This is a genomic window from Bittarella massiliensis (ex Durand et al. 2017) (assembly GCF_001486165.1).
GTDB lineage: Bacteria > Bacillota > Clostridia > Oscillospirales > Ruminococcaceae > Bittarella > Bittarella massiliensis.
The window spans coordinates 209368-233699 of sequence record NZ_LN908977.1; the positions used below are offsets into that span (position 1 = coordinate 209368).

Here is a 24332-nt window from a genome sequence, read left to right on the forward strand (position 1 = left end):
TTCAAAAACAATATATCATAGTTTCAAGCAATTAACAATCCAAATACTATATGGGGGAACTTGGCTCTTCTGAAAGAAGTCGAACCCAATACATACAATAGCCTTCTCATTAAATATGCTGGTTATTGCGATGGTGATGTCATTGCAGCAATTAAGAATGGGCAAGCCATATCGATTTGCCCGATATCTAAAAACTTTGTGCTATTTCTCCGGGCCACACCGCCTTTTAATAATATAATTGGTGGGGTGGTGAAAAGCTGAATATAGGGCAAGAAACGTCGAAAATCTAAGTGTTTGTAAAAACAAACTTGTGCTGAACCTGGAATTCTTATTTTTAGCTGGGTATCTATTTTGTCAACGCTTCCCAAAGCAACCCGCAGTTGTTTTGAACTGCGGGTTGCTTTTTATTTTATGGGGCTTGGACCCCCTATTTGAATGAGAAGTGTTGCCCCGACAAAATGCATTGAAAAGTGTGTTTCAATAAATTTAGGATCATGCTTTTCTCTGTATGCGGAGCAACACAAACAAAATGAAAATGAGGAGCCAGAGATGAAGAAAAATGTGATCCTGTGTGCGGTTTGTCTGGTGCTGAGCATTGTCGGGGGAAGCGTTGGCACTTTGGTGACACAGTCCGTGAACAAAAGCGATGCGACGCCGGCCATGGCGCGGCAGGGAGAAAAAGGCGATACCGGTCCTCAGGGAGAAAAGGGTGAACAGGGCGACACCGGTCCTCAGGGAGAAAAGGGCGAACAGGGCGATATCGGTCCCCAGGGAGAAAAGGGTGAACAGGGCGATATCGGTCCTCAGGGTGAAAAAGGCGAGCAAGGTAATACTGGCCCTCAGGGTGAAAGAGGCGAACAGGGCGCCGCCGGCTCTCGAGGAGAAAAAGGCGATGGATTTCAGGTTTTTAGTGCTGCAAATGCGGCGAACTATCAGATGGGCGAGTGTATTGTTTATAACGGTTTGGCTTATATTGTCGTAGAAAAACCGAGCGATACTACTCCTCCCGACGCCAGCGGCCAATACCTTTCGTTTTCTGTTTTTTACCAAAGACTGAAAACAGCAGAAGATAAGGCGAAATGGGCGGCGGATGATGCTTCCCGAGCAAATCAAAGGCTGGACAATCTATCGATTTAGCCTATATATGGTGCATCCTTTATGTAGCACCATTTTTAGTCCGCAGTGTTTCCTTTTTTGTCCGTCGGACAAAGCAGAGCCCGAATGCAGTTGGCGTTCGGGCTCTGCTTTGTTTTCACCGTTGCGTCTATGTGGGAAACAGCGCTTTTGGTGGTGCCAATTTGAAACACCCCCGAAACAACTGCATATTTTGGGGGTTTGTTTCAGGAGAATCTGTGCAGAAAATCCACAGTGGTCTTTCCTCTTGAAGATTTACCGCGGCGGGTTGCACTTGGAGCAGGGGCTGTAACTGCGCTTGGCGTCATCCAGCGAGATGGGGATACAGCTCTTTTTTAGGTACTGGCAGCCGGCGCGGTGGTATTTCTCCCCTGTCTTGGTCACATAGACGGTGACGCTTTGCTGGGGCTCTGTCGCGGGGGCGGAGGAACTGCTGGGCGGGGCGGCAGGGGCAGGGGTTCTGCTCGGCGGCTGAGAGGTCGCCGCGGCGGAGGAGGTCGGCTTGGAGGGCGCTGGAGAGGCGCTCTTTTTGGATGCGGCAGCCGAGGAGGTTTGGGAGCTGGAAGACACCTGGCTGCTGGAAGCGGAGGAGGAAACACGGCTGGAGGAGGACGCGCCGGACGAGGTGGCCGGAGCGGAGGGGGCAGAGGACCCGCCTTCCCCGCCTTTGGCCGCGGAGCAGCCGCCCAGACAGAGGGCGGCCGCCAGCAAGAGGACAAACAGCTTTTTCACGACAACATCTCCCAGTTGATTGGATGGGGTTTTCTCCATCCTAGCGGGGAGGGGAGAGATTGTCGCGAAAAGTTTGTCGAAAGGGGAAGAAATTTGGTGAAGAGGGCTGCCTTCGGATAGGGTCGTGGGGCGGCTTTGCGCCTTTTTTTGGAAACAGGCGTGAAAAAAGCCCCCCAAAGGAGGCCTTTTGCCGCGGTGGTCCCTATTTTCCAAACGCATCTTCGATCACGTCCATCAGGTGCTCCGGCGCCAGCTCGTACCGGTTGCACAGAGCGGCGATCTGCTCGACAAAGGGGCGGGAGACCGAGACGTCGGACACCTGGCGGAGAAGGAGTTTGCCGCCCCCCTCTCTGCGCCAGACGCGGATGCCATAGGTGAGAAAGGTGCCGCTGTCGGCGATCCGGCGGAGTTCCTGAAACACCGCGTATTCGAGTTGCAACTACATCACCTCCTCTCGCAGGCTGTCCAGGCTGAAACCCAGTTGAGAGGAGATCCGCAAAGCGGTCGCCAGACTGGGGTTGGTGTGCCCGTTTTCGAGATTGTGATAGTGGCGGGGACTGATGCCGCAGAGCTCCGCCATCTTTTCCTGGGTCAGGCCGCGCGCCTCCCTGGCCAGTCTGAGTCGCAGTCCAAATTGCACCGCTACGCGCTTGAATCTGTCCACTTTGCCACCTCCATGCTGGAATAATAGTCCAATTTGCGAAGCAGCACAATGAACAGTCGTGCGCAATTTGCTATTTTTTGTAAATTCTTTCCGAAAAGGGGCCCTTTCAGGCGAAAAAGGTTGACGGGAAGCAGCCGGGAGGGCGGCAGGGATGATGGCGGTGCCAGGATCTGCGCAGCCGGAATGCAGCGGATTCGGGATGGGAGGACCCCGAGGGCTAGCGCCTTTGGGGAGTGAGAGCGGGTCCTGTGGGGAGGGATGTGAGAGGGGAAAAAGAAGACCCGCCTTGCGCAGGCAAGGCGGGCGGGGTGGCTTATGGCAGCAGCATCTTTAGGACCCGCTCTTTGAAGAGGGCGGCGTCCATCCGCTTGATGAGGCGGGCGTTGGCCGGCTGATTTTGGTAGCCGCCGGCGGTGGCAATCGTGTTGGGGAGGAAGGGGATGACCTGGCCATAGGTGGCCTCCTCCCGGTAGCAGGTGTAGCAAAAGCGGTCCTCTGCCTCCACCACCGTGTCTGGCCAGAGGGCGGCGGCTGCGGCGAGGGCGTCGGGCAGGGGCACGGTGGGGTAGCCCAGGCGGGCGGTGGCCATCTCCAACAGCACCCGGTTGCTCTGCACCACAAACGAGGCCAGGGCGGAGCCCGACTGGTTGAGGAGGTCGATGTCCTGGGCGCTGAAGGCGGTCCCGCCCAGGCAGAGGTCAAATCCGGCGATGGTGAGGGGGATCCCGCTTCGCAGTACCGCGTCGTAGGCCTCGGCATCCACCAGCACGTTGAACTCGGCTACGGCGGTCTCCATCCCCAGGCTGTACCCGCCGGTCCCCATGGAGTAGATGTGTTTGATCCCCTGCATGGTCTCCGGCTCCTTCATCAGGGCGAGGGCGACGTTGGTGGCGGGCCCGATCATCAGGATCTCCAGTTCGCCGGGAAAGCGCTTGGCCAACTGGCAGATCACATCCACCGCGTGCCCTTCCCGGGGGGCGATGTGGGGGTGCACCAGGCCGCAGTCGCCCATGCCGTCACTGCCGTGGGCGTGCACGGTGGTGAGGGGCTCGCGCAGCAGGGGGCGGGAGGCGCCCTTGTAGACCGGCGGCAGCTCACCCCCCACCAATTCCAGTGTTGCCAGGGCGTTTTGGGTGGCCTGTTCCAGGTCCACGTTGCCGAATACGGTGGTGACTGCCTCCACCTGGACCCCGCTGTCCATGAGCATCATCATCAGGGCAAGGGCGTCGTCTCCTCCGGTGTCGGTGTCGATGATAAAATGTCGCATCTCTCTTCTCCTCTCTCGGTTGACGGTTGGTTTTCTCCAGTATAGAATGAAGCCAATGGCAAAATCCAGGTCACCTGACCAAAATGCAATTTTTTGTTTGGAGGTGCCCCATGAAAGGGCTGATCGATTTTTTGGAGGCGGCGCCGGCAGCGGTCAGGCGCCAGTTGGAAGAGGTGTCGTTTGGGCGGCGGGCCCCCATCCTCTGGGAGGGGATGGAGAACAGCGCCGTCTACATCCTCCTGGAGGGGGACGCCGAGGGGTACTTGCAGGGGGTCCGGGGGCAGGTGTCGCCGGTGTTTCACTACTGCGCCCCCAGCCTCTTCGGCGAGTTTGAGGTGTTTTGCGGGCGGGAGAACGTCATCAATGTGGCGGCGGTCAGCCCCTGCCGGCTGTACCGCCTCTCCCGCAGCGCCTTTTTGGAGTGGATGCGGGCCGACTTTGACTTTACCCAGTACGTGGTGGCCCAGTTGGTGCGCAAGCTGACCGAGAACACCGTCCTCTTTGACAAGTTTGGCCACTATACGGTGCGGGAGCGGGTGCTGCGGACCGTGGCGGTCTGGCACCGGGCCGGAAAGCTGCCCCAACTGACCAAAGAGCTGTTGTCGATGGAGGCGGGGGCCCCGCTGCGCTGCGTCAACCGGGCTGTGGCCGCCTGCGCTAAAGAGGGGATCTTTTGCTGGGAGAAGCGGCGCTTTCGGGTGCTCGACGAGGGGGCGCTGAATGCTTTTTTGCCCCAGTAGAGGGATCGTTGGGCAAGGGTGAGGGAAGCCAAAAGACCGGGTCCCACTGTGCGCGATGCACGGCGGGGCCCGGCCTTTTGGCGAAGAATGGAAAAGAAGTTTTAGAAGAGGGGTTGACAGATCATACTGTAACTGGTAATATTACAGTACAATCTGTAACAACAAAAAGAACAGTTGCTGGAAATGGACGATCCGACCGAGCTGTGGCAAAAGGGAGATTGCCGTCCCAAGGGGGACGGGCCCTCGCAGCCGGCGGTGCTGATTTTTCCAGCCGAAAGAAAGGGAGGTCGCGTTTGCGATGGCAGTTTTAGCAGTTGGTAGAGAACAGTTTGAAGAGGGAGTGCTGCGCAGTGAGAAGCCGGTGCTGGTGGACTTTTCCGCCCCCTGGTGCGGCTACTGCCGCCGGTTGGCCCCGGCCGTTGCGCGGCTGGCGGAAAAGTATGGCGACCGGTTGGAGGTAAAGATAGTGGACATCGACGAATCGCCGCAGTTGGCCGAGCACTACGGGGTGGACACCATTCCCACCCTGCGGCTCTTTGCCGGCGGCCGCGCAAGCGAGCCCCTGGTCAACCCCGGCTCGGCGGCGGAAATCGAGGACTGGCTTCGGGAGAACGGGGCCCTTTAAAAAGGATGAGAAATCGACCAAGAGCCCTGTGACGACCTGCCCGGCTGTACCGAGAGGATGTGTCGGGGCGGAAAGGATGTGTGTGCGATGGCGGAAAAAATATACGACGTGGCGGTGATCGGCGGCGGGCCGGGCGGCTATGCGGCCGCCCTCTACTCTGCCCGGAGCGGCCTTTCGGTGCTGGTGATCGAGAAGATGGCCCCCGGCGGGCAGATGGCCACCACCGGCCAGGTGGACAACTACCCCGGATTTGACGAGGGGATCGACGGCTTTGCGCTGGGGGAGCGGATGAAGCGGGGGGCCGAGCGCTTTGGGGCGCAGACGGCCTTCGCCGAGGTGGAGTCGGTGGACCTGCGGGCGGTCCCCAAAACAATCGAGACCAGCGACGGCCCGGTGCAGGCCCACACCGTGGTCCTGGCCACCGGGGCCTCTCCCCGGGAGCTGGGACTGCCCGAAGAGCGCGGTCTGCGGGGGCGGGGGATCTCCTACTGCGCCACCTGTGACGGGATGCTTTACGGGGACAAGACGGTGGTGGTCGCCGGCGGGGGGAACAGCGCCGCGGAGGACGCCCTCTACCTCTCGAAAATCTGCAAAAAGGTATACCTGGTGCACCGGAGGGATGCGCTGCGGGCGTCGGCTGTCTATCAAAAGGCGCTGGAGGGCAGCCCGGTGGAATTCCTCTGGAACCAAACGGTCGCGGAGGTCCTTCACGGCCAGCGGGTGAGCGGGGTCCGGCTGCAGGAGGTGGGCGGCGGCGCCACCCGCGAGGTGGCCTGTGATGGGGTCTTTGTCGCCATCGGCCGGGTGCCCGACACCGCCCTTTTCCGCGGCCAGCTGGAGATGGACGAGCAGGGTTACCTGGTGGCCGACGAGACCACCCGCACCAGCCTGCCGGGGGTCTTTGCGGTGGGGGATGTGCGCCAAAAGCCCCTGCGGCAGATCGTGACCGCGGCGGCGGACGGGGCGGTGGCCTCCAAATTTGTGGAGGAGTATCTGGCCCAGCTCGGCGGCTGAAAACAGCGCCGCCGTCGGGACAAAGAAGAAAAAGGGGGGCGGGAGCAGTTGATTGCTCCCGCCCCCCTTTGGGTACAGGCGAGTCAGTTGGCGCCGGCCGGCATCTGGCCGAATACCTGGTAGATGGCGTCGAATTGCTGTTTGTCCGCGTCGCTCTGGGGGATGTCGGTGAATTCGCTCCAGGAGGCGTCGCCCCGGCCCAGCACGGGGTAGTATTCGCCCTTCCCCTCCAACTGGGTCTCCTGCACGGTGACATAGCCGGCGGTGTAGGTGCCCCGGCGGGAGTTGTAGCGCATCACCTTGACCTGGCTGCCCACCGGGTAGTCCGCCAGACTTTCGGTGGTCCAGTAGAGCAGGAATTGGCCGCTTCCCACCCCCTGGAAGGACCAGCTCTGCACCCCCTGGGCCTGCAGGTCAAAGCCCGCCTCTTTGAGGGCGCCCTCCAGCTTTTCCCGGTTGGTGCCCTGCTTGCTGGTGGAGTCGATGTACTTGCCCGCGCCGGTAAAGGACTGGAATAGGGCCTTGAGCTCCTCGCTGCCGGGGTTTGCCATGAGATTGCGGATGACCTCGCTCATGTCAAAGGTGTAGGCGCTGTCGTGTAGGGGGCAGACGACCTGTATCTCCCCTGCGCCGTCGCGCAGCACGTGGTAGACCCCGCCCTGCTTGCAGTAAAATTCGGACGTTTGGGCCAACTCCTGCAGTTGGGAGGTGGTGAGTTTGCCCCCGCCCCCGGTCTGATAGATCTCCTCCGCCTGCAGGTCGCGGGCCAGGCCGGCCTTGCTCACCTCACAGGCGCGCTTGTGGGCCTTGTCGATCCAGCCCACCATGGAGGGGATGAGGAGGGCGGCGAGGACCGCCAGAATGACCAGGACCACAATGACCTCCACCAGGGTGAACCCCTTTTGGCGGCCCCGACCGTTGCCCGCGTTTGTCTTTTCTGTCATCGCTTATTCCACCCCCGCACCCGTCTGGCATGTGTTCATTTATTCCCCATTATATCACACAAAGCCGGTGGGTGGGAAAAAGATGTGCAAAAAGGCGGAAAAAAGGGAAGGGGCGTGGCCGCCCCAAGGGGTTACCGGGGCCCGCCGTGCCGTGGGGAGGGGTCCCAGGAGGCGGGGCGGGAGAGGAAGGGGGGAAGGCGGGTTTGCCCGTCCCCCCGAGCGGCCCCCAACTGGATGGGGGTGAGGAAGATGCTCCCCCGCAGGTCGGCCCCGCGGAGATCGGCCCCCCGCAGGTCGGCGCCCAGGAAGCTGCTGCCCCAGAGGTCGCAGCCGGAGAGATCGGCCCCCAGGAGGAGGGACATGGAGAAATCGCGCCCGCGCAGGGGCGCTCCCCGAAATTGCCGGCCCGAACAGTCGGCGCTCCGGCGGGGGGAGGGCCGGCCACCGGCGGCGGCCAGGGTCAGCTCGTGGGCGGGGCGGAGCAACTGGTTGACCCGCGCGCGCTGCCGCTCCACCAGGGCGGCGTCGAGGGGGACGTCCCCCTCGCCCAGGGCCCAGCACTCGCCGATGAGCTGCTGGGCCCCCTCCCAGAGGGAGCGGGCGGGGAGGAGGGCGGCGACCTCGGCCAGGTACCAGAGCATCTGGTGGAGGGCGGTCAGGGAGAGGAAGCGGGCAAAGAGTCGCTCCTTTTCTTCCGGGTCGCGGCGCCAGTCGGCAGGGGAGGTGGCGGTGGCCCGCTGTCCGGCCCCCAAACAGTCGTAGGCGGTGCAGCCGTGCAGGCCGCGGGCGGTGAGCTGGTCGTGGATGGCGCAGCGGTACTCCCCGTCCAGGTGGGGGCAGGGGCGGCCCGGGGGCAGGTCGGCGGGAAACCCCTCGGCGCGAGCGCGGTAGAGGGCGGCACAGCAGAGGCCGCGGCAGCGCCGGCAGTCGGCGGTGAGGGCCTTTCGCAGTTGGGGAAAGGGCTCTTCCCGGCGGATGGGTCGCACGGCAGATCCCTCCTTTTTAGAATAGTGGTTTGGCGGGACGGGCGGCGCGGAGTGTGCCTTGCGGCCGGTCCGGCGCACTGCGGGAGGGGGCTAGCTGAGAAGGGTGGGCTCCCCCGCCTCGTAGAGCAGGTCGTCGGCTTCGGCCACCCCGAGCCCCTTGTCCAGGCAGTAGAGCAAGATGGCGTCGCGCCGGTCGCGGGGGTAGAGTTTGCCCCGCCCGGCCAGGCGGAGGACGCGGTCGCACTCGTCGGCACAGAGGCCGCCGCCCAAGCACAGACAGATGAGCTTGTCCCGCTCGGCCCGCTTTTTGCCGGCCAGGATCTGATAGGCGTAGACCTCGCTCAAACCGCTGCGGCGGATGACCTCAGACTTGCGCAGGCCCCGCTTTGCCAGGCATTCGACGAGGTACTGCGAGAATTCCTTGTGCAGGAATTCGCCCTCGTTCTCGCGGATATAGGCGTCCAGAGACGGCGCCTCTTGCAGCTCGTTGCGCAGCTCTCCGGTGGTTTTTTGGGACACAGGATCAGCCCTTTCTGTGAAACTGCCCAGTCTGCCTGGGCGAAAGAAGTACCTTTCATTATATAGAAGCCCGGCCCCCGCCGCAATATGCTGGCAGCTAAGTGCCTTTTCGTTTGGGTTGTGGTAGAATAAAAATAGCTGTGGGTGAAAAGAGGGCGGGCGACCGCCCTTCTTTGCCGGGGGCCGGACAGCGGTGCCCCAAAAGGCCGCCGCGCCGCATCCGAGAGAGAAGTGCGCGCCGCCCCGCCAGGGTCCCACAGCGGGAGAATTTACAGAGCCGAGGAATGAGACAGCGATGACAGAGTTGACCGACTACCTGGCAGACCGGTATCAGGTGCTGGACACCTTTTCTGAAAATGAGCGGGCGAGAGTGGAGCTGGTGCGGGACAAAAATACCGGTCTGGTGGCGGTGAAAAAGACCATTCACCGGGCGGACACCGTCTATCCCCAGTTGCGGGACCGGCAGTTTGCCGGCACCCCCATGGTCTATGACCTCTACCAGTGCGCGGGCGAGACGGTGGTGCTGGAGGAGTACGTGCCCGGGGAGACGATGGCCCGCTGCGCCGAGGGACGGCGACGGCTGGGGGTGGCGCAGGTGGGGCGGTGGCTCTGTGCCCTCTGCGATATTTTGGAGCCCCTGCACCGGGCGGGGCTGGTACACCGGGACATCAAGCCGCAAAATGTACTGGTGCGGCCGGACGGACAGCTCTTCCTCATCGATTTCGAGGCGGCCCGCCAGTACGACCCCCGGCAGAAAAACGACACGGTCTACCTGGGGACCAAGGGCTATGCCGCCCCCGAGCAGTACGGCTACGCCCAGACCGACGCCCGCACCGACCTCTATGCTCTGGGGGCGCTGGCCAACTGGCTGCTCTGCGGCAAACTGCCGGAGGAGCGGCGCTGGAAGGGCCCTTTGGCAGGGGTGATCGACTGCTGCCTGCGCATCGACCCGGCCCAGCGGTACCAGTCGGCCGCCCAACTGCGGGGGGCGGTGCAGCAGGCGCTGGCAGGGCTGCCCGCCGAAGAGGGGGCTGCTTTCCCCGCGGGGCCCGCCCTTTCCGCTGCCACCCCCCAGCCGCACAGCCGAGGAAACGCCGCGGCGGCGCTGCCGGCACAGCCTTTTCCCGCCCCCTCCTCTGCCGAAGAGAGCGGGGGACCGCCCCGCCGGTGGCAGAGCGTATTTGGCAGGGAAAACGCCTGGCGGCTGGTGGCATTTTTGGCCTTCGCCGCCTTTGTCCTCTGGACTGCCCTGACCAGCCGTCCCTTTGAGAGCACGGGAACGGTGGTGAGCTGCCTGATTTACCTGTGGATATTTCTCCCCCACGCCGCCTACTGGCTGGACTTGGGGAGGGTCCGCACCCGCCCGCCCTTTCGCGCACTGGACAGGCGGGGACAGCGCTGGCTGGCGGGACTGTGCTACTTAGCCGTCTGGCTGGTGATTTTGATTATTTTGGTACAGGTCGGATACACCCTTTACCGGGTGCCCTAATGGCCGGTGGAGGAATTGGGTCCCGGGGTAAAGTCCTATGCTGGGAGCATAGGACTTTACCCCGGTTTTTTCGTACAATGAGGGCGATCATCCGAGGTCTGGGACGGAGGGTCGCCCGGCAAGTACAGCCGGGCCATTTTGCCAGTGAGAGGAGTTTTGGAAAGATGAAAAAACGCATTTTGTTGTCTCTGCTCTGCGCGGCGGCCCTGGTGCTCTGCGCCGGCTGCGGCTCCAGCACTGACGGGGGGAGCGGGTCGGGCGAGAGCTCTTCTTCGCAGGTGGAGGAAAAGACCTCCTTTGGCGTGGGCGAGACCTACGAGGGCGACGGCGTGAAGATCACCCTCAACAAGGTGGAGGAGAACGAGGGAACGCAGTACCTGAAGCCCGACAAGGGAAATACCTTTATTGTCTGCGAGTTCACTGTAGAGAATGGCTCGGACAAGGAGCTGCTCATCAGCGCCGCCTCTTTTGACGCCTACGCAGACGACGAGGCCATCAGCCTCAGCATCAGCGCCTCCTACGAATAGGGCAAGGACCTCAGCGGCACCATTGCCAAGGGGAAAAAGCTCACCGGCATCATCGGCTACGAGCTGCCGGCGGACTGGAAGGAGCTGGAGCTGCAGTACAAACCCAACCTCTTTTTGGACAAGACGGTCAATTTTGTGGCCACCAACGCCTAGGAGTGCCCCGAGAGAGGGCACAATATCGCTCTGTGAATGAGGGGGGGAAACTCCCTTTAGAGAGCCGACGCCGCAAACCAGCGGCGCCGGCTTTTTTGCGGTTGCGGGGCTTTGGGCAGGGTGGTCCACTTTGAGGTTGCTGCGCTTGGCCGTCGGCAGATAAAGGGGGCAGCGGGTTTTCTTTGATGGGCAGTCCCGATGGGACGGACATGGGGTGGAGTTGGAGTGTTCGACCATTTTTACGATCTTCCCCCCTGCTGCGGGACCGAAGAGGGGGCTGTCCCTGGAAACGGGGGAGGGGGGCTGTGCGAAGGCTGATCAAGGATTTTGTCGCTTGGCCTCCTTTTTGGTGTGGTAGGGTTTTGGGCAGAGGGCTCTGTTCGACAGTGCCCCACCTACCGTCAGCGGGTACAGGGACGGCGGTTTCCCCTTAACGGGCGGCCCCGATGGGGCGGATATGGGGTGAACTCTTAGCTGTTCCCATGGTCCCCCTTCTGGTGGGGCGGGAAGGGAAGCTGTCCTTGGCAACAAGGAGGGCATGGGAGAGACGCTGTGCAAAGGCCATTTAGGCCTTTCGCCGTCTGGTCTGCCTTTTATGGCGACAGGCTTTTGGACGGGGTGGCTCCTTTTGGTGCTGCCCTGTTTGGCTATCGGCGGGTATGGAGGGCAGCGGCCCTCCTTTGACGGATGGCTCCGACGGGGCGGACGTGTGGGTGGGACCCCTGCCCGCTCCTACGATCCCCTTTCTGACGTGGGGTAAAAGGGAGGCTGTGCCTGGCAGCAGGACAGGGAGCGAACGGCTGCGCAAAGGCCTCCCAGAGCGCTTGCTGCCTAGTCTCTTTTTCGCGGTGGCGGGCTTTTGGGCGGGGCGACACTCTTCGACAGCGCCCCGCTTGCCACCGTCAGGTGCGAGGGGCGGTGCCCCCTTAAACAGGCAGCCTCGATGGAGCGGAGATAGGGGTAAAGCACCCAACTGTTTCCACAATTCCCCCTTTCTGCCGCGGGGATGCACTGCCTCTGACGGCAGGGTCGGGGGGAGCGGTTGCGCAAAAGGCCGGCCAGGGCCCCTGCCGTCAAGTGTCCATTTTGCCGAGATATTGGGCTGGCCGCCGGTGGGAGGCTGCATCCCTTTCGGGGAGATGCGGGGGGATGGACGAAAAAGACGGCGGGGCGGCGGTATGATAAAGACAAGGAAGGACGGAAAAAGACGGTCAAAAAAGAAGTCGCTTTTTGGACAAAAGGTGTTGGCGCGGGGCTGGGAATGTGGTATACTGCTGCTGTCACAGGGAGGGCGGCCCCCTCCCACCAGTCGCTTTTCGGCCCGGCGGACCCCACAGGCGGCTGTTTTTTGTGCCTTTGTCCAGCGCTCCCTCTCTCCAAGAAAGAGGGGCGCTGGGGGCGAAATCAAACAGAGAGGGAATTGAGAACGTGCGCGACAAGATTTTGACCGAAAAGTCCTTTTACCGGGCCCTGTTGACGGTGGCCATCCCCATTGCCCTGCAAAACCTCATCAGCTTTGGGGTCAATATGATGGACACCGTGATGCTGGGCCAGTTGGGCGAGGTGCAGTTGTCGGCGGCCTCCCTGGCCAACCAGCCCTTTTTCGTCTTCAGCATGTTCTCCTTCGGCTTTGCCGCCGGCGGTTCGGTGATGATCAGCCAGTACTGGGGCAAGAGGGACACGGCGGCCATCAGCCGGATCATGGCCATTGGGCTGAAGTTCGTGGTGGTGCTCTCCCTGCTCGTCACCGCCCTGGTGCTCTGTTTCCCCGAGGCCATCTTGCGCCTCTTCACCGCCGACCCCGAGGTGGTGGCCGAAGGGGTGCGCTACCTGAAGATCATCGCCTTCTCCTACTTCTTCTACGGGGTCTCCAACTGCTATATTACCTCCCTGCGGGGGGTGGAGCAGGTCAAGATTTCGGTGGTGATCTACTCGGTCTCCTTTGTCATCAACGTGATCATCAACTACATCTTCATCTTCGGCGCCTTTGGCGCGCCGGCCCTGGGGGTCGCGGGCGCCGCGGTGGGCACCCTCTGCGCCCGCATCAGCGAGCTGGTGATGTCGATCGTCTACATGGAGCGCTTTGAAAAGCGCACCGGCTTCCGGCTGCGCCACCTCTTTCACAAGATGGACCGGCTGCTGCTGGGCGACTACGTCAAGACCAGCCTGCCGGTGGCCTTCAACGAGATTGCCTGGGGGCTCTCCACCTCGGTGCACGCCGCCATTTTGGGGCGGATGGGGGCATCGGTGGTGGCGGCCAACAGCATCGTCAACGTGGTGACCCAGCTGGCCTTCATCTTCCTCTTCGGCCTCTCCAACGCCACCGCCATCCAGATCGGCAAGGCCGTCAGCTCGAAACCCGCCGGGTATGTGCGGAAGATGGCCACCACCATGCAGCTGCTCTCCCTGGGGGTAGGGACGGTGGGCGCTTTGATCGTGCTGGCCATCCGCAAGCCGGTCATCGGACTGTACAACATCGCCCCCGAGACCACCGCCATGGCCAGCGAGATGATGATTGCGGCGGCGGTCATGACCTTTCTCATCTCGGTGGAGGTCATCTCCACCATGGGGGTTTTGCGGGGCGGCGGCGACACCAAGTTCACCTTCTTTATCGACGTCTTCTTCATCTGGGCGGTGGCCACCCCTCTGGGGGCCTATTTCGGCCTGGTGGCCAAGGTGGCGGCGCCGGTGGTCTATGTGCTGCTGCGCATCGACTCCCCCATCAAGACGGTGGTCTCCTTTTTCCGCATCCGCAGCGGCTGCTGGATGCGAAACGTCACCCGGGACGAGTCCGAGCTGGCGGCGGAATGATTTTTTCGCACTGGGCAGAAAGGTGGATTTCTGCTCCGCCATGCGACTTTTGGAGGGTTTGCGCAACTTTTGTCTGAAAAATCTGGCGCTTTTGGCGAGAGTGAAAAAATTCCTTGACAGGAAGTGGTTTATGGGTTAGGATGGGGATGTTGAGAGAACGCTAAAGGTAGGGTCTTATGGGCGATTGGAAACCGGATGACGCACAGACCGAGCTTCTGCGCCGGGCGCAGGGGGGCGACGCGAAAGCCCTCAATCAGTTGGTTTCTGCCTACCTCCCCATCGCCGAGGCGATGGCGCACAAACTCTTTTCCGCCGACTGCGAGGACATGGCGCAGGAAGGGCTGATGGCCCTGCCCGCCGCGGTGAGCAGTTTTGACGCGGAGAGGGGGATCCCCTTCTCCTCCTACGCGACGGTTTGCCTTCGCAACGCCATGATTGCCAGCCACCGGCGCAGCCGGGCGCGCAAGCGGGGCGGCGGCGAGGAAAAGCTGCCCTACTTGGACGGGGAAGACGGAGCCGACGGGGCCAGCGACCCTCAGCAGATAGTTGCACAGCGAGAACAAGTGTCCCGCCTGATGAAGCAGGCGGAGAGTGTTTTGTCTTCGTTTGAGAAACAGGTATTGTCTCTACACCTGGACGGGTACAGTTACAAGGACATTTCGCGCCTCTTGCACAAGCCGGAGAAATCTGTCGATAACGCCCTGCAACGAGTGAGAAAAAAATTAAAATATGCCCAATAGCTCAGGGGAGCGTTTAGGTTTTTCTAAAAGACGGTTCAATTCCGGTGCGGGCCAAATTTATCTTTCCAAAGTGAGGTACAATCAAATGTTCGAAGACAAGACTTTAGTGTGCAAAGAGTGCGGCCAGGAGTTCGTGTTCACCGCTGGTGAGCAGGAGTTCTACGCGGAGAAGGGCTTTGAGAACGAGCCCCAGCGCTGCAAAGAGTGCCGTGACAACAGAAAGAGAAACCTCAGAGGCCCCAGAGAGATGCACGACGCCGTCTGCGCTTCTTGTGGCGCTCCCTGCCAGGTTCCCTTCCAGCCCCGCGAGGATCGTCCTGTCTACTGCAGCGACTGCTTCGCCAAGATGAAAGAGGAGCAGTAAGCTACCGTTTCTTTTCGTCAATCAAAAGCCCTTCGCTCGTTCGAGCGAAGGGCTTTTTTTGCGTGTGGGAACGGGAAGAGGGAGCTGCCAGGGATGGGGAGATGTTGAAAAGAGGGGGAAGGTGGAAAGGGCGGCGGTGCAAACGCTTGGCAGGGCATCTGCCGGGGGAGTGGCAAAGGGAAAAGTAAAAAGAGGGGAAGCGGTGCAAAAAAGAGCTGTAGCGGTTTGAGGAGAAGAGCTGCCGCCAAAGTGTCCGGCGCAGAAAAGGGGGTACTCTGGTCGACGCGGTAGATACAGGGAAAAGACTGCCGCAGAGAACCCTCTGTCTGCCCCGCCATAAGAAAGAAGGTATACGTCGGAAAATGTGGGAGAAGGTCTCTTGTCTTTCGGTTGTGGGCGTACCAAACACCGTGCCGCCAAGAAGTGGGTTGATTACTGCCGAAGGGATATAGGTGGGAACCCCCGGCGGCGTTTGGCTGTGCGGGATAAAGGAGGGCCAGAGAAGGGCGCAGGCGGCAGAGCAAAGAGAAAGGGCTGCGGCGGTTTGAGCAGAGGGATGGCCGCTGAAAATGCCTGACGGCAGAAGGGCAGGGGCTTCAGTCGGCCAAGCAGGTGCAAGAGAGGGGCTATCGTGGCACCGCTTCTGCGCCCCAACTACAAGAGGCGGAAGCGCGTCGGGGAGATGAAAAGGGATGCCCCCATCTTTCATCTAAGCGGTGTATGGGATGCGGATCCGACAAGGGAAGGAACTGACTGCCACCAGAGAGGTGAGGGTGGACAGGGCGTTGAGCGGAAAAGGATGGCGGCGGGGAGGAAAAACAGAGGGGTGTAGCACCGCGTCAAAGAGTTATGGCGCTTTTGAGGGAGGCAGGAGGTGAACATGCCGGGTGGCCCTCTCAAAACAGTGGCATCTTTGGCGCGGTGCCTGGTGCCTGGTGTCGATGCGCCGGAAAGCGAGAAAATGAGGGGTGTCGTTCGCTGAAAGAGGCGCCGGTAGAGGAACTGCCGTACGCCGGACAGATGCTGCCTTTTTCATCGAAGAGAGGGGGCTGCTGGAGCAATGAAAAGCTCTTTCTCCATCCCTCGCCCAGGCGGCTGCAAAGGGACCGGCTTTTGCCCGGCTGTTGAGGGAAGAGATCGGTCGGATGGCGAGCAAAAGATGTGAAAAAATTTCCCCTTTCAAGCGGGCGGAGACGAAAAGGCAGTGGAGAAATCGCATATTTTGTAACCAATGACTGAATATAATGTAAATAATGGCAGTGGAATCGTTAAGATAGCATAAAACCTCTCCCCAGCGCATTGAAAAGAAGGGGGCAAGTCACTATAATACAGGCAAAGGTGAGGGGGCGGGTAATTGACCCGCCCCCGGCCTTATTGGAAAGTGGCATTGCCGAAAGGCAAGATGGAAAGGTAGGTTTTTATCGTGAAAGGGAAACGAATCATCGCTATGGCGTTGGCGGCGGCTCTCTGTCTGCCCCTGACCGGCTGCGGGGACAAGTCTGCGGCAAACGGCGATGACCGTCCGGTTTTAAAGGTCGGCTTCGAGTGCATGACCGCGCCCATTACCTGGACCCAGCTGGACAATTCCAACGGGGCGGTGCCCATCACCGGCAGCAATGAGTACACCTATGGCTTTGAGGTGGAGCTGATGAAGCAGCTTTGCGACAAGGCCGGCTACCGGATGGAGGCCTACAAGATCGACTGGGAGGGGCTGCTGCTGGGGGTGCAGACGGGCACCATCGACTGCGCCATCTCGGCCATCAGCATCACCGACGAGCGCAAGGCCTCGATGGACTTTACCGACTGCTACTACCGCAGCCAGATCGTGGCCCTGGTGAAAAAGGACAGCAAGTACGCCGGCAAGACCAAACTGCAAGACCTGTCGGGCGCCAGCTGTACCTCGATGCTCAACACCCTGTGGTACGACATCATCGGCCAGATCCCGAATGTCGACAAGATGCCCGCCATGGACAACGTGCCGGCCATGATTGTCTCGCTGCAGTCGGGCATAGTGGATATGCTCTTGATGGATGAGCCCACTGCCCTGTCGGCCGTGGCGGCCAACCCCGACCTGGCCATGGTCAAACTGGCCGAAGGGAGCGGGTTCCAGCTCTCCGACGAGGACACCGACCTGGGGATCGCCGTCAGCAAAAAACGCAGTGATGTGAAGGAAAAGCTCAACGCCGCCCTGGGCCAGATCACCGAGGAGGAGAAGGAGGAGATGCTCCGCCACGCCATCGAGGTGCAGCCGGTCAACCAGTAGCGGCCTTTCGCGTGGGGCAGGCGCGCCCCCTTGTAACGGGATGAGCGATCAAAGAAAAAGGGGAGAGAAACCATGAATTTGCCCACCACATTTTTCGGATGGGTGGCTTTTATCACCGAGAAGTACGGCGTCGCCTTTTTAAAGGGGGCCGGCACCTCGGTCTACCTGGCGGTGCTGGGCACCCTGCTGGGCTGTATCATCGGCTTTTTGGCGGGGACGGTGCGCACCGTTCCCCTCACCAAGGAGGACAATCTCTTCAAGCGGGTGGGAATGAACATCGTCTGGGCCATCATCCGCTTCTACGTCTGGGTTTTCCGCGGCACCCCCATGATGGTGCAGGCGATGGTGATCTTCTACGGTGCAGCCGCCATCTTCGGGGTGCACTTTCAGCCCCTGATGGCGGGTCTGCTGGTGGTCTCCATCAACACCGGCGCCTACATGTGCGAGACGGTGCGGGGCGGCATCCAGTCCATTGACCCGGGCCAGATCGAAGGGGCCAAGGCCATCGGCATGTCCCACGGCAGGACCATGCTCTCGGTGGTGGTGCCCCAGGCGTTTCGCAACATCACCCCCCAAATCGGCAACTACCTAGTCAGCAACATCAAAGACACCTCGGTACTCAGCGTCATCACTGTGAACGAGCTGTTCTACTCGGCCCGGTCAGCGGCGGGCGTCTACTTCAAATATTTTGAGGTGTTCTTTGTGGTCAGCTGCATCTACCTGGTGCTCACCACCCTGGCAAACGCCCTGCTCCACCTGGTGGAGCGGCGGATGAACGGCCCCCGGGACTACGAGTTGGCAGACCCCGCCTCCATCCCCGAACTCAAGGCGATCGCGGCGGAGAGCGACCGGGAGAAGGCGGAGATGCAAAAGGAGGCAGTGAGATGAGCGGGCAGACGGTACAGGAGCGCCGAAGTGTGGCTCCGGGCGGGGATGAGATGTCCCCGGCCCTGCGGGAACTGTGGCAGCGGGAGCCGATCCTCAAGGTGCGGCACCTGCAAAAAAACTTTGGCACCCATGTGGTGCTGCGGGACATCGACTTTACGGTGCACCAGGGCGAGGTGGTCTGCGTCATCGGGGCCTCGGGCTCGGGCAAGTCGACCCTGCTGCGGTGCATCAACCGGCTGGAAATCCCCAGTGGGGGCGAAATCTACTACCACGGCGAACTGGCCGGCGGGGACGGCTTTGACTGGAACCGCTACCGGGCCAAGGTGGGGATGGTCTTTCAGTCCTTCAACCTCTTTGCCAACCAGACAGTGTTGGAAAACTGCATGGCCGGGCCCCGGTATGTGCTGAAAAAGGGAAAGCAGGAGTCCCGCGAGCTGGCCCTGCGCTACCTCTACAAGGTAGGGATGGTGCCCTACATCGACGCCAAGCCGGCCCAGCTCTCGGGCGGGCAGTTGCAGCGGGTGGCCATCGCCCGGGCCCTGGCCATGAAGCCGGACGTCCTCCTCTTCGACGAGCCCACCTCGGCTCTGGACCCGGAGATGGTGGGCGAGGTGCTGGGGGTAATGAAACAGCTGGCCCACGAGGGAATGACCATGGTGGTGGTCACCCACGAGATGGAGTTTGCCCGCGAGGTGTCCGACCGAACGGTATTCATGCTCGACGGTTTCATCGCTGAGGACGACACCCCGGAGGTGATTTTCGGCAACCCCCGAAACCCCAAGACCAGAGAATTTTTGAGCCGGTTTATGCACCGGCTGTAAAAGGGAGAACAGCCCCCGACCGCACAGATGGCGGCCGGGGGCTGTTTGGCGTTTGGCTGGAGAAGGTATGGTGTGGAGGGATGTCGGCGCTTTTTCGCTGTTGCCCAGCTCTTTGCCGGTGGTTTTGGAAACGCCGATGTGATCGGGAGGAATGTTGAGACAGCCCGCCACCCTGCCAATTCACCTTACAGGGGGGAGGGGCAGAGGGGCCAACGGGAGAGGGAGAAGATATTTCCACAGAGGGTAGTGGTCGTGACCGGCAGATAGGGGCAGATGCGGGCTAGGAGTGCCCAGGCTCCGGGGTGGCAAAGAGAGCTGGACAGAGGGCGGTGATCGCCAGTGCGAAGATGGCGGGCACGGTGCTTTGTATTTTTCACGGGCAAGGCCTCCCCTCAAAAAGGCCGGGTCCTGCCACTGGGATAGAGGAAAGGAGGGGTGTCAGGCGTTGGGCCGAATCGTCCCGGTTGCGGATACGTGTATCTGCTAAAAGCTCTGCTGATTTCCCCACATTGCCTTGAGAAAAACACCTCTGTAAGGTATCATAAAAACAGTACTCTTTTGGCAAACGAGGCGTATCTGTCAGATTGGGAAATGGGAGGGGATCGTATAATGGCGCTTGATCTTGTGGGATGGAATGTGGTTTTGGATTCTGACCGCGCGGACGAGTTGTCTGCATTTTATGAAAAATTGCTTGGCTGGACGCGGTTCAAGGGGGAAGAGTATACAGTCTTGGTAAATTTGGAACAAACGGGAACGCCAACCTGGCTCACCATTCAACAGGTGGATGACTATGTGCCACCCGTGTGGCCCGCGACACTGGACAAGCAGCAGCAGATGGCGCATTTGGATTTTCACGTTCAGGATGTGGAAGAAGGGGTGAAATATGCCTTGTCGTGCGGCGCAAGCATATCGGAGCACCAATATGACGACCGTTGGCGGGTGATGATCGACCCTGCGGGACATCCGTTCTGTATCCTGCCTCCGATCATGCCTTGGATGTAAGAGTTGAAGCCTGTAAAAAGTCTGTGAGACTGGTTGAATGCGCCTGGTTGGCATAGGGCACTTCCATGAGGGCAGGCAGCAAACAAATGAGCGCACTTTGTACGGGTTGCGTTTGTTTGCTTTTTGTGGCCATTTTGACGAAGGCCGGTTTGCCGAGCTCGCTATCAATACTTTTTACAACAGGGAGGGAGAGCCTGTCACCGAGCAGTGCCCTTGGAGGACGCTCCCCAATCTTCGGGCAGGTGGTCGGCCCCCCGGTCGGAGAGGGCGATCAAGATGGGGATGAGGGAGTGGCCCCGGCGGGAGAGGTAGTATTCCACCTTGGGAGGGTGTTCCCGGCGGATGACGAGGCTGTCGCGCTCCAGCTCCTTGAGTTGGGAGGAGAGCATCTTGTGGGGGATGCCGGGGCGGGCCCGCTTCCATTCGCTGTGTCACAGCGCCCCCTGCCGGCAGAGGCGGAAGGGGACGGGCTGTTTTCATCGCCCCCTCAATGAGAGATGGTGCACAGAAAAGGCTCTGCATTGAGGGGGCGCTGGCTGGTGTTCATGGACGACCCTCCTTTGGCGGGTGGCCACCCCAAAAGTGTGCACTTGCAACCCTCTTTTTTCTCATCGTATACAAAAGAGAAAAGAATGCAAATGGGAGTGGGCAAGGTGACGGCCCCTCTGCCGCTGCCACAGCGGGCTTGACCGCGGCCTGGGGCGGTGCGGCAGAGTGGCTCAAAATTGGCTTTATGCACGGAAAACGGAAGTGAAATTGTGACAGAAACACCAGAGAAAATGGCCTCCATAGGGGTTGTGTTGGGGGGGAGAACAGGCTATAATAGAGTCATTCGGTAAACTTTATGACCAAAAGGAGCGTATCGAAATGACCATTACACCGGAGATTTTGATTGGCGAATTGCTGCGCATCGACGCGGAGGGGATCGCCCCCATTTTGATGGAGGCCGGCATGCACTGTGTCGGCTGCCCCGCCTCGCAGGGCGAGAGTCTGGCCGAAGCCTGTATGGTGCACGGGATGGATTGCGACACCCTGGTGGCAAGCATCAACCAATACCTGGCCTCGAAAGAGGCATAACGGGCGGGGCCGCGGGACAAATGTCTCGCGGCCCCTTCCCGTTGGGCGCATGCGGCTGCGCCTGTGCCGGAGACGGCGCTTTTAAAAAAGAGGAGGAATTTGTGTGGCAAAGAACAGCCGGTTGCGGCAGATGTTGGGGATGGAGGGCCTCAACCCGGACTTTTTGAAGGTGCTGCAGATCTATCTGTGCTATCTCGTCTTCACCAATCTGCACACCATGTTCATCAACACCCTGTTTATCAAGCTGACGGGGGACAGCGGGGTCACCATGTTCTACAACACGGTGGTCTCCATTTTGGGCCCCTTTTTCACCGTGGCGACGGTGGCCTGTATGCGGCGCTTTTCGGCCAAATTCACCTTTACGGTGGCCATCGCCGACTTTTTGGTGATGTATGTCACCTTTTTCACGGTGATGAACCGGCTGGACGACTTTGTGGTGCTCATCGCCTTTTTGGCGGCCATGGGGCAGTCGTTCTTCTTCATCACCTACGCCAACGCGGTCTCCCAGTTTTCCAGTGAGGGGAACACCGACCAGACCGTCTCCTTCATGGCCTTTGCCAGGGGGATCGTCAGCCTGGCCATGCCCTTTCTCTCGGGCTTCCTCATCTCCCGCTTTGAAGGGCTCACCGGCTACTACGTGGTCTTCGGCCTCTCGGCGGCGGTGGCGGCGGTGGCCATGTACAAGGTGGTGCGGATGCCCCGCATCACCTTCAACTCGCAAAAGACCCAGTACAAAAAAATGGCGCAGATCGCCGTGCGCTCCCCCCTCTGGCGGATGTTCGTGGCCTCGGAGCTGATCAAGGGCTTTCGCTCGGGGGTGTTCAACTTCTTCCTCAACATCCTCCTCTTTCGCATCATCCAGAGCGAGCTGTTGGTGGGGGTCAACAACGTGCTGGTGGGCATCAGCGCCATCCTGGCCAGCTGGGTCTGCGGGCGGCTGATGAAGCGGGAGAACCGGGTGAAGCTGCTGCACATCTCGGTGAGCGTCCTGGTGGCGACCACAGCCTCCCTCTACTGGCGGATGGACGTGACCACCATCCTCCTGTTTTCGGCGGTCAACAGCTTTTTCGGCTGCTGGCTGGACAACGGCTACACCAGCATGTTCTACCTGTCGGTGAAAAAGACGCCGGGCGGCCAGGGCCTCAGCGGGGAGTTCATCACCCTCTCCCAGTTCTGTATGGGCTTTGGCGGCGCCGCCGGCATGGCGGTCATCTCCATGCTGCCCCAGACCACCGTGGCCACCATCACCGGACTTTTGGTGCTGGGGGCCAGCCAGTACATCAGCAACTTCTTGATGAAGACCATGCAAAGACAGATGGACAAAACCGACGCACAGAGGGGAGGAGAAGCAGTTGATACGATTGCCGGATAAGCGACTGCAGGCGGTGGCGGCCCTGGTGCCCCCGGGCACGGCGGCCGACATCGGCTGTGACCACGGCTACCTGATCTGCCACCTGGTGGAGAGCGGGCGGGTCACCAAGGGCTATGCCTGCGATATTTCAGGGCCCTCGCTGCAGAAGGCGCAGCGGCTGGCCGAGCGAAACGGCCTGGCGGTGAACTGCATCTGCACCGACGGGCTGCAAGGGGTACCCGAGACCGACACCGTCATTGCCGCGGGGATGGGGGGCGAGCTGATCGCCAGCATCGTCCTCGCCGACGAGCGGCTCCGGGTGCCGGGCAAGACCCTGGTGCTGCAGCCCATGAGCCGGGCCGGCCAGCTGCGCATCGACCTGTACAAGGCCGGATTTGAGCTGGTGAAGGAGCAGGTGGTCTGCGACCGCGGCCGGGTCTACACGGTGATGTTGGCGACCTACAGCGGGGAACCCAAGCGGATCTCCCCCCTCATGAGCCTGGTGGGCCTAGTCCCCTTGAGCGCGGGGGAGGAGCGGGCCCTCTACTACGAAAAGGTGTTGGGGCAGCTCTACAGCCAGAAGCAGGGGCTGCTGGCCCAGGGGAAGGACACCGCCCACATCGAAGAGCTGATCGTGGAGATCAAAAAACTGTACTGAGGTGTAACGGGCGGCCCTCCCAGCCAGTCTCACTGGTGGGAGGGCCGCTTTGGCGCCCCATTTTCTCGCGGTGAAAAGAAGGGAGAGGGTTTTCTGTGAAGAGAGGGAGATGGCAGGCCTGGCTGCTGGTGATGGCGCTGGCGGCGGGCAGTTTGACCGGCTGTCGGCAGGGGGACGGGGGCGAGGTCCCGTCGGAGGGGGCCCTGTCCTCCCCGCCGGTCTCCGCCGCCCAGCCGCCGGAGGGCGCGCTGGCCACGGTGCAGACGGACAGCGCCGGGCTGTTGGACATTGCCAAACAACTGCTGACCCAGTACGCCACCGATCAGGGGGCCCAGTTGACCCCCGGCTACTCCAGGAATGTGCTGGCCGGCGGGCGGGGGGAGTACATCGCCGAGCTGGGCTTCACCCTCTCGGCCGACGCGGGGAGCCCCGGCCTGCTGGCCGGCTGCCTGGATGAGGGACAGAGCGGCACCACGCAGATGCGGATCGTCCGCTACGGGGCGGATGGATACGCCCTCACTGAACTGGGCGAGCTGGTGGAGGCCGGGGACCTGCCCCCCTACGACGGACCCGACTACGCCCTGAGTGCCGCCCAGGCCGACGCGGCGGCAGCCCAGGCCAAGCGGGGCTGGGACGGGCGCTGCCAGTACCGCACCGGCCTCTACCAGAGGGAGCCCACCCTGGAAATCAGCTATAACGGCGGGCTGGAATGGGTGAAGGGCCCGCTGGCGGTGGCCAAACTGTACAGCCCCGACCAACAGGCCCAGGAATTTGTGCCGTCGGGGGCGGTCTGGGTCACCCAGGAGAAGACGGCCCTTTTCTACCAGGACGGCGAGGAGATGAAGGCCCTGCTCTCAAGCGACCGGGGGGCGAGCTGGGAGGAGAGAACGGTGGCCTCGTCGGGGGCGGGGAGCCGCTTTCGCGCCATCGGCTTTTGGAGCGACACCGGCGGCTATGCGGTCTTTAGCGCCGGGCGGACCATGAGCCAGGAGGGCTGCAGCGTCTACCTGACCGCCGACGGGGGCGACAGTTGGCAGCGGTGTGAGGTGGCCCTCCCCGCCGAGTACGAGGGGGTTTACGGGGCGGTGCAACCACCGATTTTTGACGGGCAATACGGACTGCTGCCGGTGACCCAGGGGGACGACGGGGACGCCGCCGAGACCGCCCTATGGTTTGCCAGCGACGACTGGGGGGAGCACTGGAGCCTCTGCAGCGACAGCTTCCCCGATGAGCTGTTGAGCCAGCGGCGGGAAAATCTGGGGTGATAAAAGGGGGGGCTGCGCCGGGCTAGGGCGCAGCTCCCCCTCTCTCTTTTTGCCCCCCGCCGCCTACGATTTTGGCAGGGGATGTGGTATAATAGCCACACAGTGGCGGTAATGCCGGGGATAGCCGGACGGATATACAAAAGCTGTTTGCTCCCTGCCCCGTGGCAAATCCCCCTGTGCGCCCGGTGTGGTATAGCATCCACACGGTGGCGATGATACTGGAGATTGTCAGGCGGATATACAGACACCGTTTGCTCCCTGCCCTCCGGCCAAAGCCCACTGCGCGTTCGGCCTTTGT

Annotated in this window: 24 protein-coding genes and 1 pseudogene; 17 read left to right on the forward strand and 8 right to left on the reverse strand. The window is 61.2% G+C overall.

The genetic code is table 11. From position 1 onward, the window contains the following. The first annotated feature begins 549 nt into the window (after window positions 1–549). Window positions 550–1137 carry a collagen-like protein gene (locus tag BN3266_RS13255; protein WP_075109716.1) on the forward strand — a complete coding sequence of 196 codons (588 nt, stop codon included), beginning with the start codon at window positions 550–552 and terminating at the stop codon, window positions 1135–1137. Window positions 1138–1389: 252 nt separating this feature from the next. Here the strand turns inward: BN3266_RS13255 and BN3266_RS13890 are convergent, their stop codons facing one another. From BN3266_RS13890 to BN3266_RS08025, 4 genes are all read right to left on the reverse strand, one after another. Next, window positions 1390–1866: a hypothetical protein gene (locus BN3266_RS13890; protein ID WP_154669032.1), complete on the reverse strand. Its 477-nt coding sequence runs from the start codon at window positions 1864–1866 to the stop codon at window positions 1390–1392. 202 nt (window positions 1867–2068) lie between these two features. After that, window positions 2069–2305, reverse strand: a complete 237-nt coding sequence (locus BN3266_RS08015) for a DUF6514 family protein (protein ID WP_021661415.1) — start codon at window positions 2303–2305, stop codon at window positions 2069–2071. Next, window positions 2306–2530: a helix-turn-helix domain-containing protein gene (locus BN3266_RS14065; RefSeq protein ID WP_021661414.1), complete on the reverse strand. Its 225-nt coding sequence runs from the start codon at window positions 2528–2530 to the stop codon at window positions 2306–2308. A 313-nt stretch (window positions 2531–2843) separates the two neighbouring features. Next, window positions 2844–3797 carry a nucleoside hydrolase gene (locus BN3266_RS08025; RefSeq protein ID WP_059004755.1) on the reverse strand — a complete coding sequence of 318 codons (954 nt, stop codon included), beginning with the start codon at window positions 3795–3797 and terminating at the stop codon, window positions 2844–2846. Between the two features lie 110 nt (window positions 3798–3907). Here BN3266_RS08025 and BN3266_RS08030 point away from each other — a divergent pair, with 110 nt between their 5' ends. The 3 genes from BN3266_RS08030 to trxB all read left to right on the forward strand — a co-directional run bounded on the left by BN3266_RS08030 (window position 3908) and on the right by trxB (window position 6176). Next, window positions 3908–4537, forward strand: coding sequence for a Crp/Fnr family transcriptional regulator (locus BN3266_RS08030; protein WP_059004756.1), 630 nt, complete (start codon window positions 3908–3910; stop codon window positions 4535–4537). Window positions 4538–4835: 298 nt separating this feature from the next. Next, window positions 4836–5162, forward strand: a complete 327-nt coding sequence (locus tag BN3266_RS08035; RefSeq protein WP_059004757.1) for a thioredoxin family protein — start codon at window positions 4836–4838, stop codon at window positions 5160–5162. An 87-nt stretch (window positions 5163–5249) separates the two neighbouring features. Further along, entirely contained in the window at window positions 5250–6176 is a 927-nt protein-coding gene (gene trxB / locus BN3266_RS08040; RefSeq protein ID WP_059004758.1) for a thioredoxin-disulfide reductase, read from the forward strand. Between the two features lie 83 nt (window positions 6177–6259). On the opposite strand, the gene BN3266_RS08045 is transcribed toward trxB, so the two are convergent. From BN3266_RS08045 to BN3266_RS08055, 3 genes are all read right to left on the reverse strand, one after another. Next, complete coding sequence (locus BN3266_RS08045) at window positions 6260–7120, reverse strand: prepilin-type N-terminal cleavage/methylation domain-containing protein (protein WP_059004759.1); 861 nt, start codon at window positions 7118–7120, stop codon at window positions 6260–6262. A 131-nt stretch (window positions 7121–7251) separates the two neighbouring features. Next, window positions 7252–8106: a pentapeptide repeat-containing protein gene (locus BN3266_RS08050; RefSeq protein WP_059004760.1), complete on the reverse strand. Its 855-nt coding sequence runs from the start codon at window positions 8104–8106 to the stop codon at window positions 7252–7254. Window positions 8107–8196: 90 nt separating this feature from the next. Then, window positions 8197–8625 (reverse strand): hypothetical protein, encoded by a 429-nt coding sequence (locus tag BN3266_RS08055; RefSeq protein ID WP_021661405.1) that lies wholly within the window; start codon window positions 8623–8625, stop codon window positions 8197–8199. Between the two features lie 295 nt (window positions 8626–8920). Between BN3266_RS08055 and BN3266_RS08060 the strand changes: the two genes are divergently transcribed. The 9 genes from BN3266_RS08060 to BN3266_RS08105 all read left to right on the forward strand — a co-directional run bounded on the left by BN3266_RS08060 (window position 8921) and on the right by BN3266_RS08105 (window position 19683). Further along, complete coding sequence (locus BN3266_RS08060; RefSeq protein ID WP_059004761.1) at window positions 8921–10114, forward strand: serine/threonine protein kinase; 1194 nt, start codon at window positions 8921–8923, stop codon at window positions 10112–10114. A 164-nt stretch (window positions 10115–10278) separates the two neighbouring features. Then, window positions 10279–10641, forward strand: a complete 363-nt coding sequence (locus tag BN3266_RS08065; RefSeq protein ID WP_059004762.1) for a DUF4352 domain-containing protein — start codon at window positions 10279–10281, stop codon at window positions 10639–10641. Between the two features lie 1581 nt (window positions 10642–12222). Next, window positions 12223–13605 carry an MATE family efflux transporter gene (locus BN3266_RS08070; protein ID WP_059004763.1) on the forward strand — a complete coding sequence of 461 codons (1383 nt, stop codon included), beginning with the start codon at window positions 12223–12225 and terminating at the stop codon, window positions 13603–13605. 176 nt (window positions 13606–13781) lie between these two features. Beyond that, window positions 13782–14345 (forward strand): sigma-70 family RNA polymerase sigma factor, encoded by a 564-nt coding sequence (locus BN3266_RS08075; protein ID WP_059004764.1) that lies wholly within the window; start codon window positions 13782–13784, stop codon window positions 14343–14345. Between the two features lie 85 nt (window positions 14346–14430). Continuing rightward, entirely contained in the window at window positions 14431–14709 is a 279-nt protein-coding gene (locus tag BN3266_RS08080; protein WP_021661398.1) for a zinc-ribbon domain containing protein, read from the forward strand. Window positions 14710–16132: 1423 nt separating this feature from the next. After that, a complete protein-coding gene (locus tag BN3266_RS08085) occupies window positions 16133–16972 on the forward strand; it encodes a transporter substrate-binding domain-containing protein (RefSeq protein ID WP_154669033.1) in 840 nt (279 codons plus the stop codon). Window positions 16973–17044: 72 nt separating this feature from the next. Next, window positions 17045–17860, forward strand: coding sequence for an amino acid ABC transporter permease (locus tag BN3266_RS08090; protein ID WP_059004766.1), 816 nt, complete (start codon window positions 17045–17047; stop codon window positions 17858–17860). 50 nt (window positions 17861–17910) lie between these two features. Then, the gene (locus tag BN3266_RS08095) at window positions 17911–18681 is read left to right on the forward strand and encodes an amino acid ABC transporter ATP-binding protein (RefSeq protein WP_059005558.1); all 771 of its coding nucleotides are present in this window, start codon (window positions 17911–17913) and stop codon (window positions 18679–18681) included. 609 nt (window positions 18682–19290) lie between these two features. Beyond that, window positions 19291–19683 carry a VOC family protein gene (locus tag BN3266_RS08105; protein WP_044993523.1) on the forward strand — a complete coding sequence of 131 codons (393 nt, stop codon included), beginning with the start codon at window positions 19291–19293 and terminating at the stop codon, window positions 19681–19683. Window positions 19684–19880: 197 nt separating this feature from the next. Here the strand turns inward: BN3266_RS08105 and BN3266_RS14170 are convergent. Then, a pseudogene (locus tag BN3266_RS14170) lies at window positions 19881–20099 on the reverse strand (winged helix-turn-helix transcriptional regulator); the annotation flags it as partial. A 451-nt stretch (window positions 20100–20550) separates the two neighbouring features. Here BN3266_RS14170 and BN3266_RS08115 point away from each other — a divergent pair. The 4 genes from BN3266_RS08115 (at window position 20551) to BN3266_RS08130 (ending at window position 24034) form a co-directional block, all read left to right on the forward strand. Continuing rightward, window positions 20551–20760: a DUF1858 domain-containing protein gene (locus BN3266_RS08115; protein WP_044993521.1), complete on the forward strand. Its 210-nt coding sequence runs from the start codon at window positions 20551–20553 to the stop codon at window positions 20758–20760. Window positions 20761–20863: 103 nt separating this feature from the next. Further along, the gene (locus tag BN3266_RS08120; RefSeq protein ID WP_059004769.1) at window positions 20864–22132 is read left to right on the forward strand and encodes an MFS transporter; all 1269 of its coding nucleotides are present in this window, start codon (window positions 20864–20866) and stop codon (window positions 22130–22132) included. Next, window positions 22113–22769, forward strand: coding sequence for a class I SAM-dependent methyltransferase (locus BN3266_RS08125; RefSeq protein ID WP_082671740.1), 657 nt, complete (start codon window positions 22113–22115; stop codon window positions 22767–22769). The genes BN3266_RS08120 and BN3266_RS08125 overlap by 20 nt, the downstream gene beginning before the upstream one ends. Window positions 22770–22864: 95 nt before the next feature. Then, a complete protein-coding gene (locus tag BN3266_RS08130) occupies window positions 22865–24034 on the forward strand; it encodes a WD40/YVTN/BNR-like repeat-containing protein (protein ID WP_059004771.1) in 1170 nt (389 codons plus the stop codon). Window positions 24035–24332 lie beyond the last annotated feature (298 nt).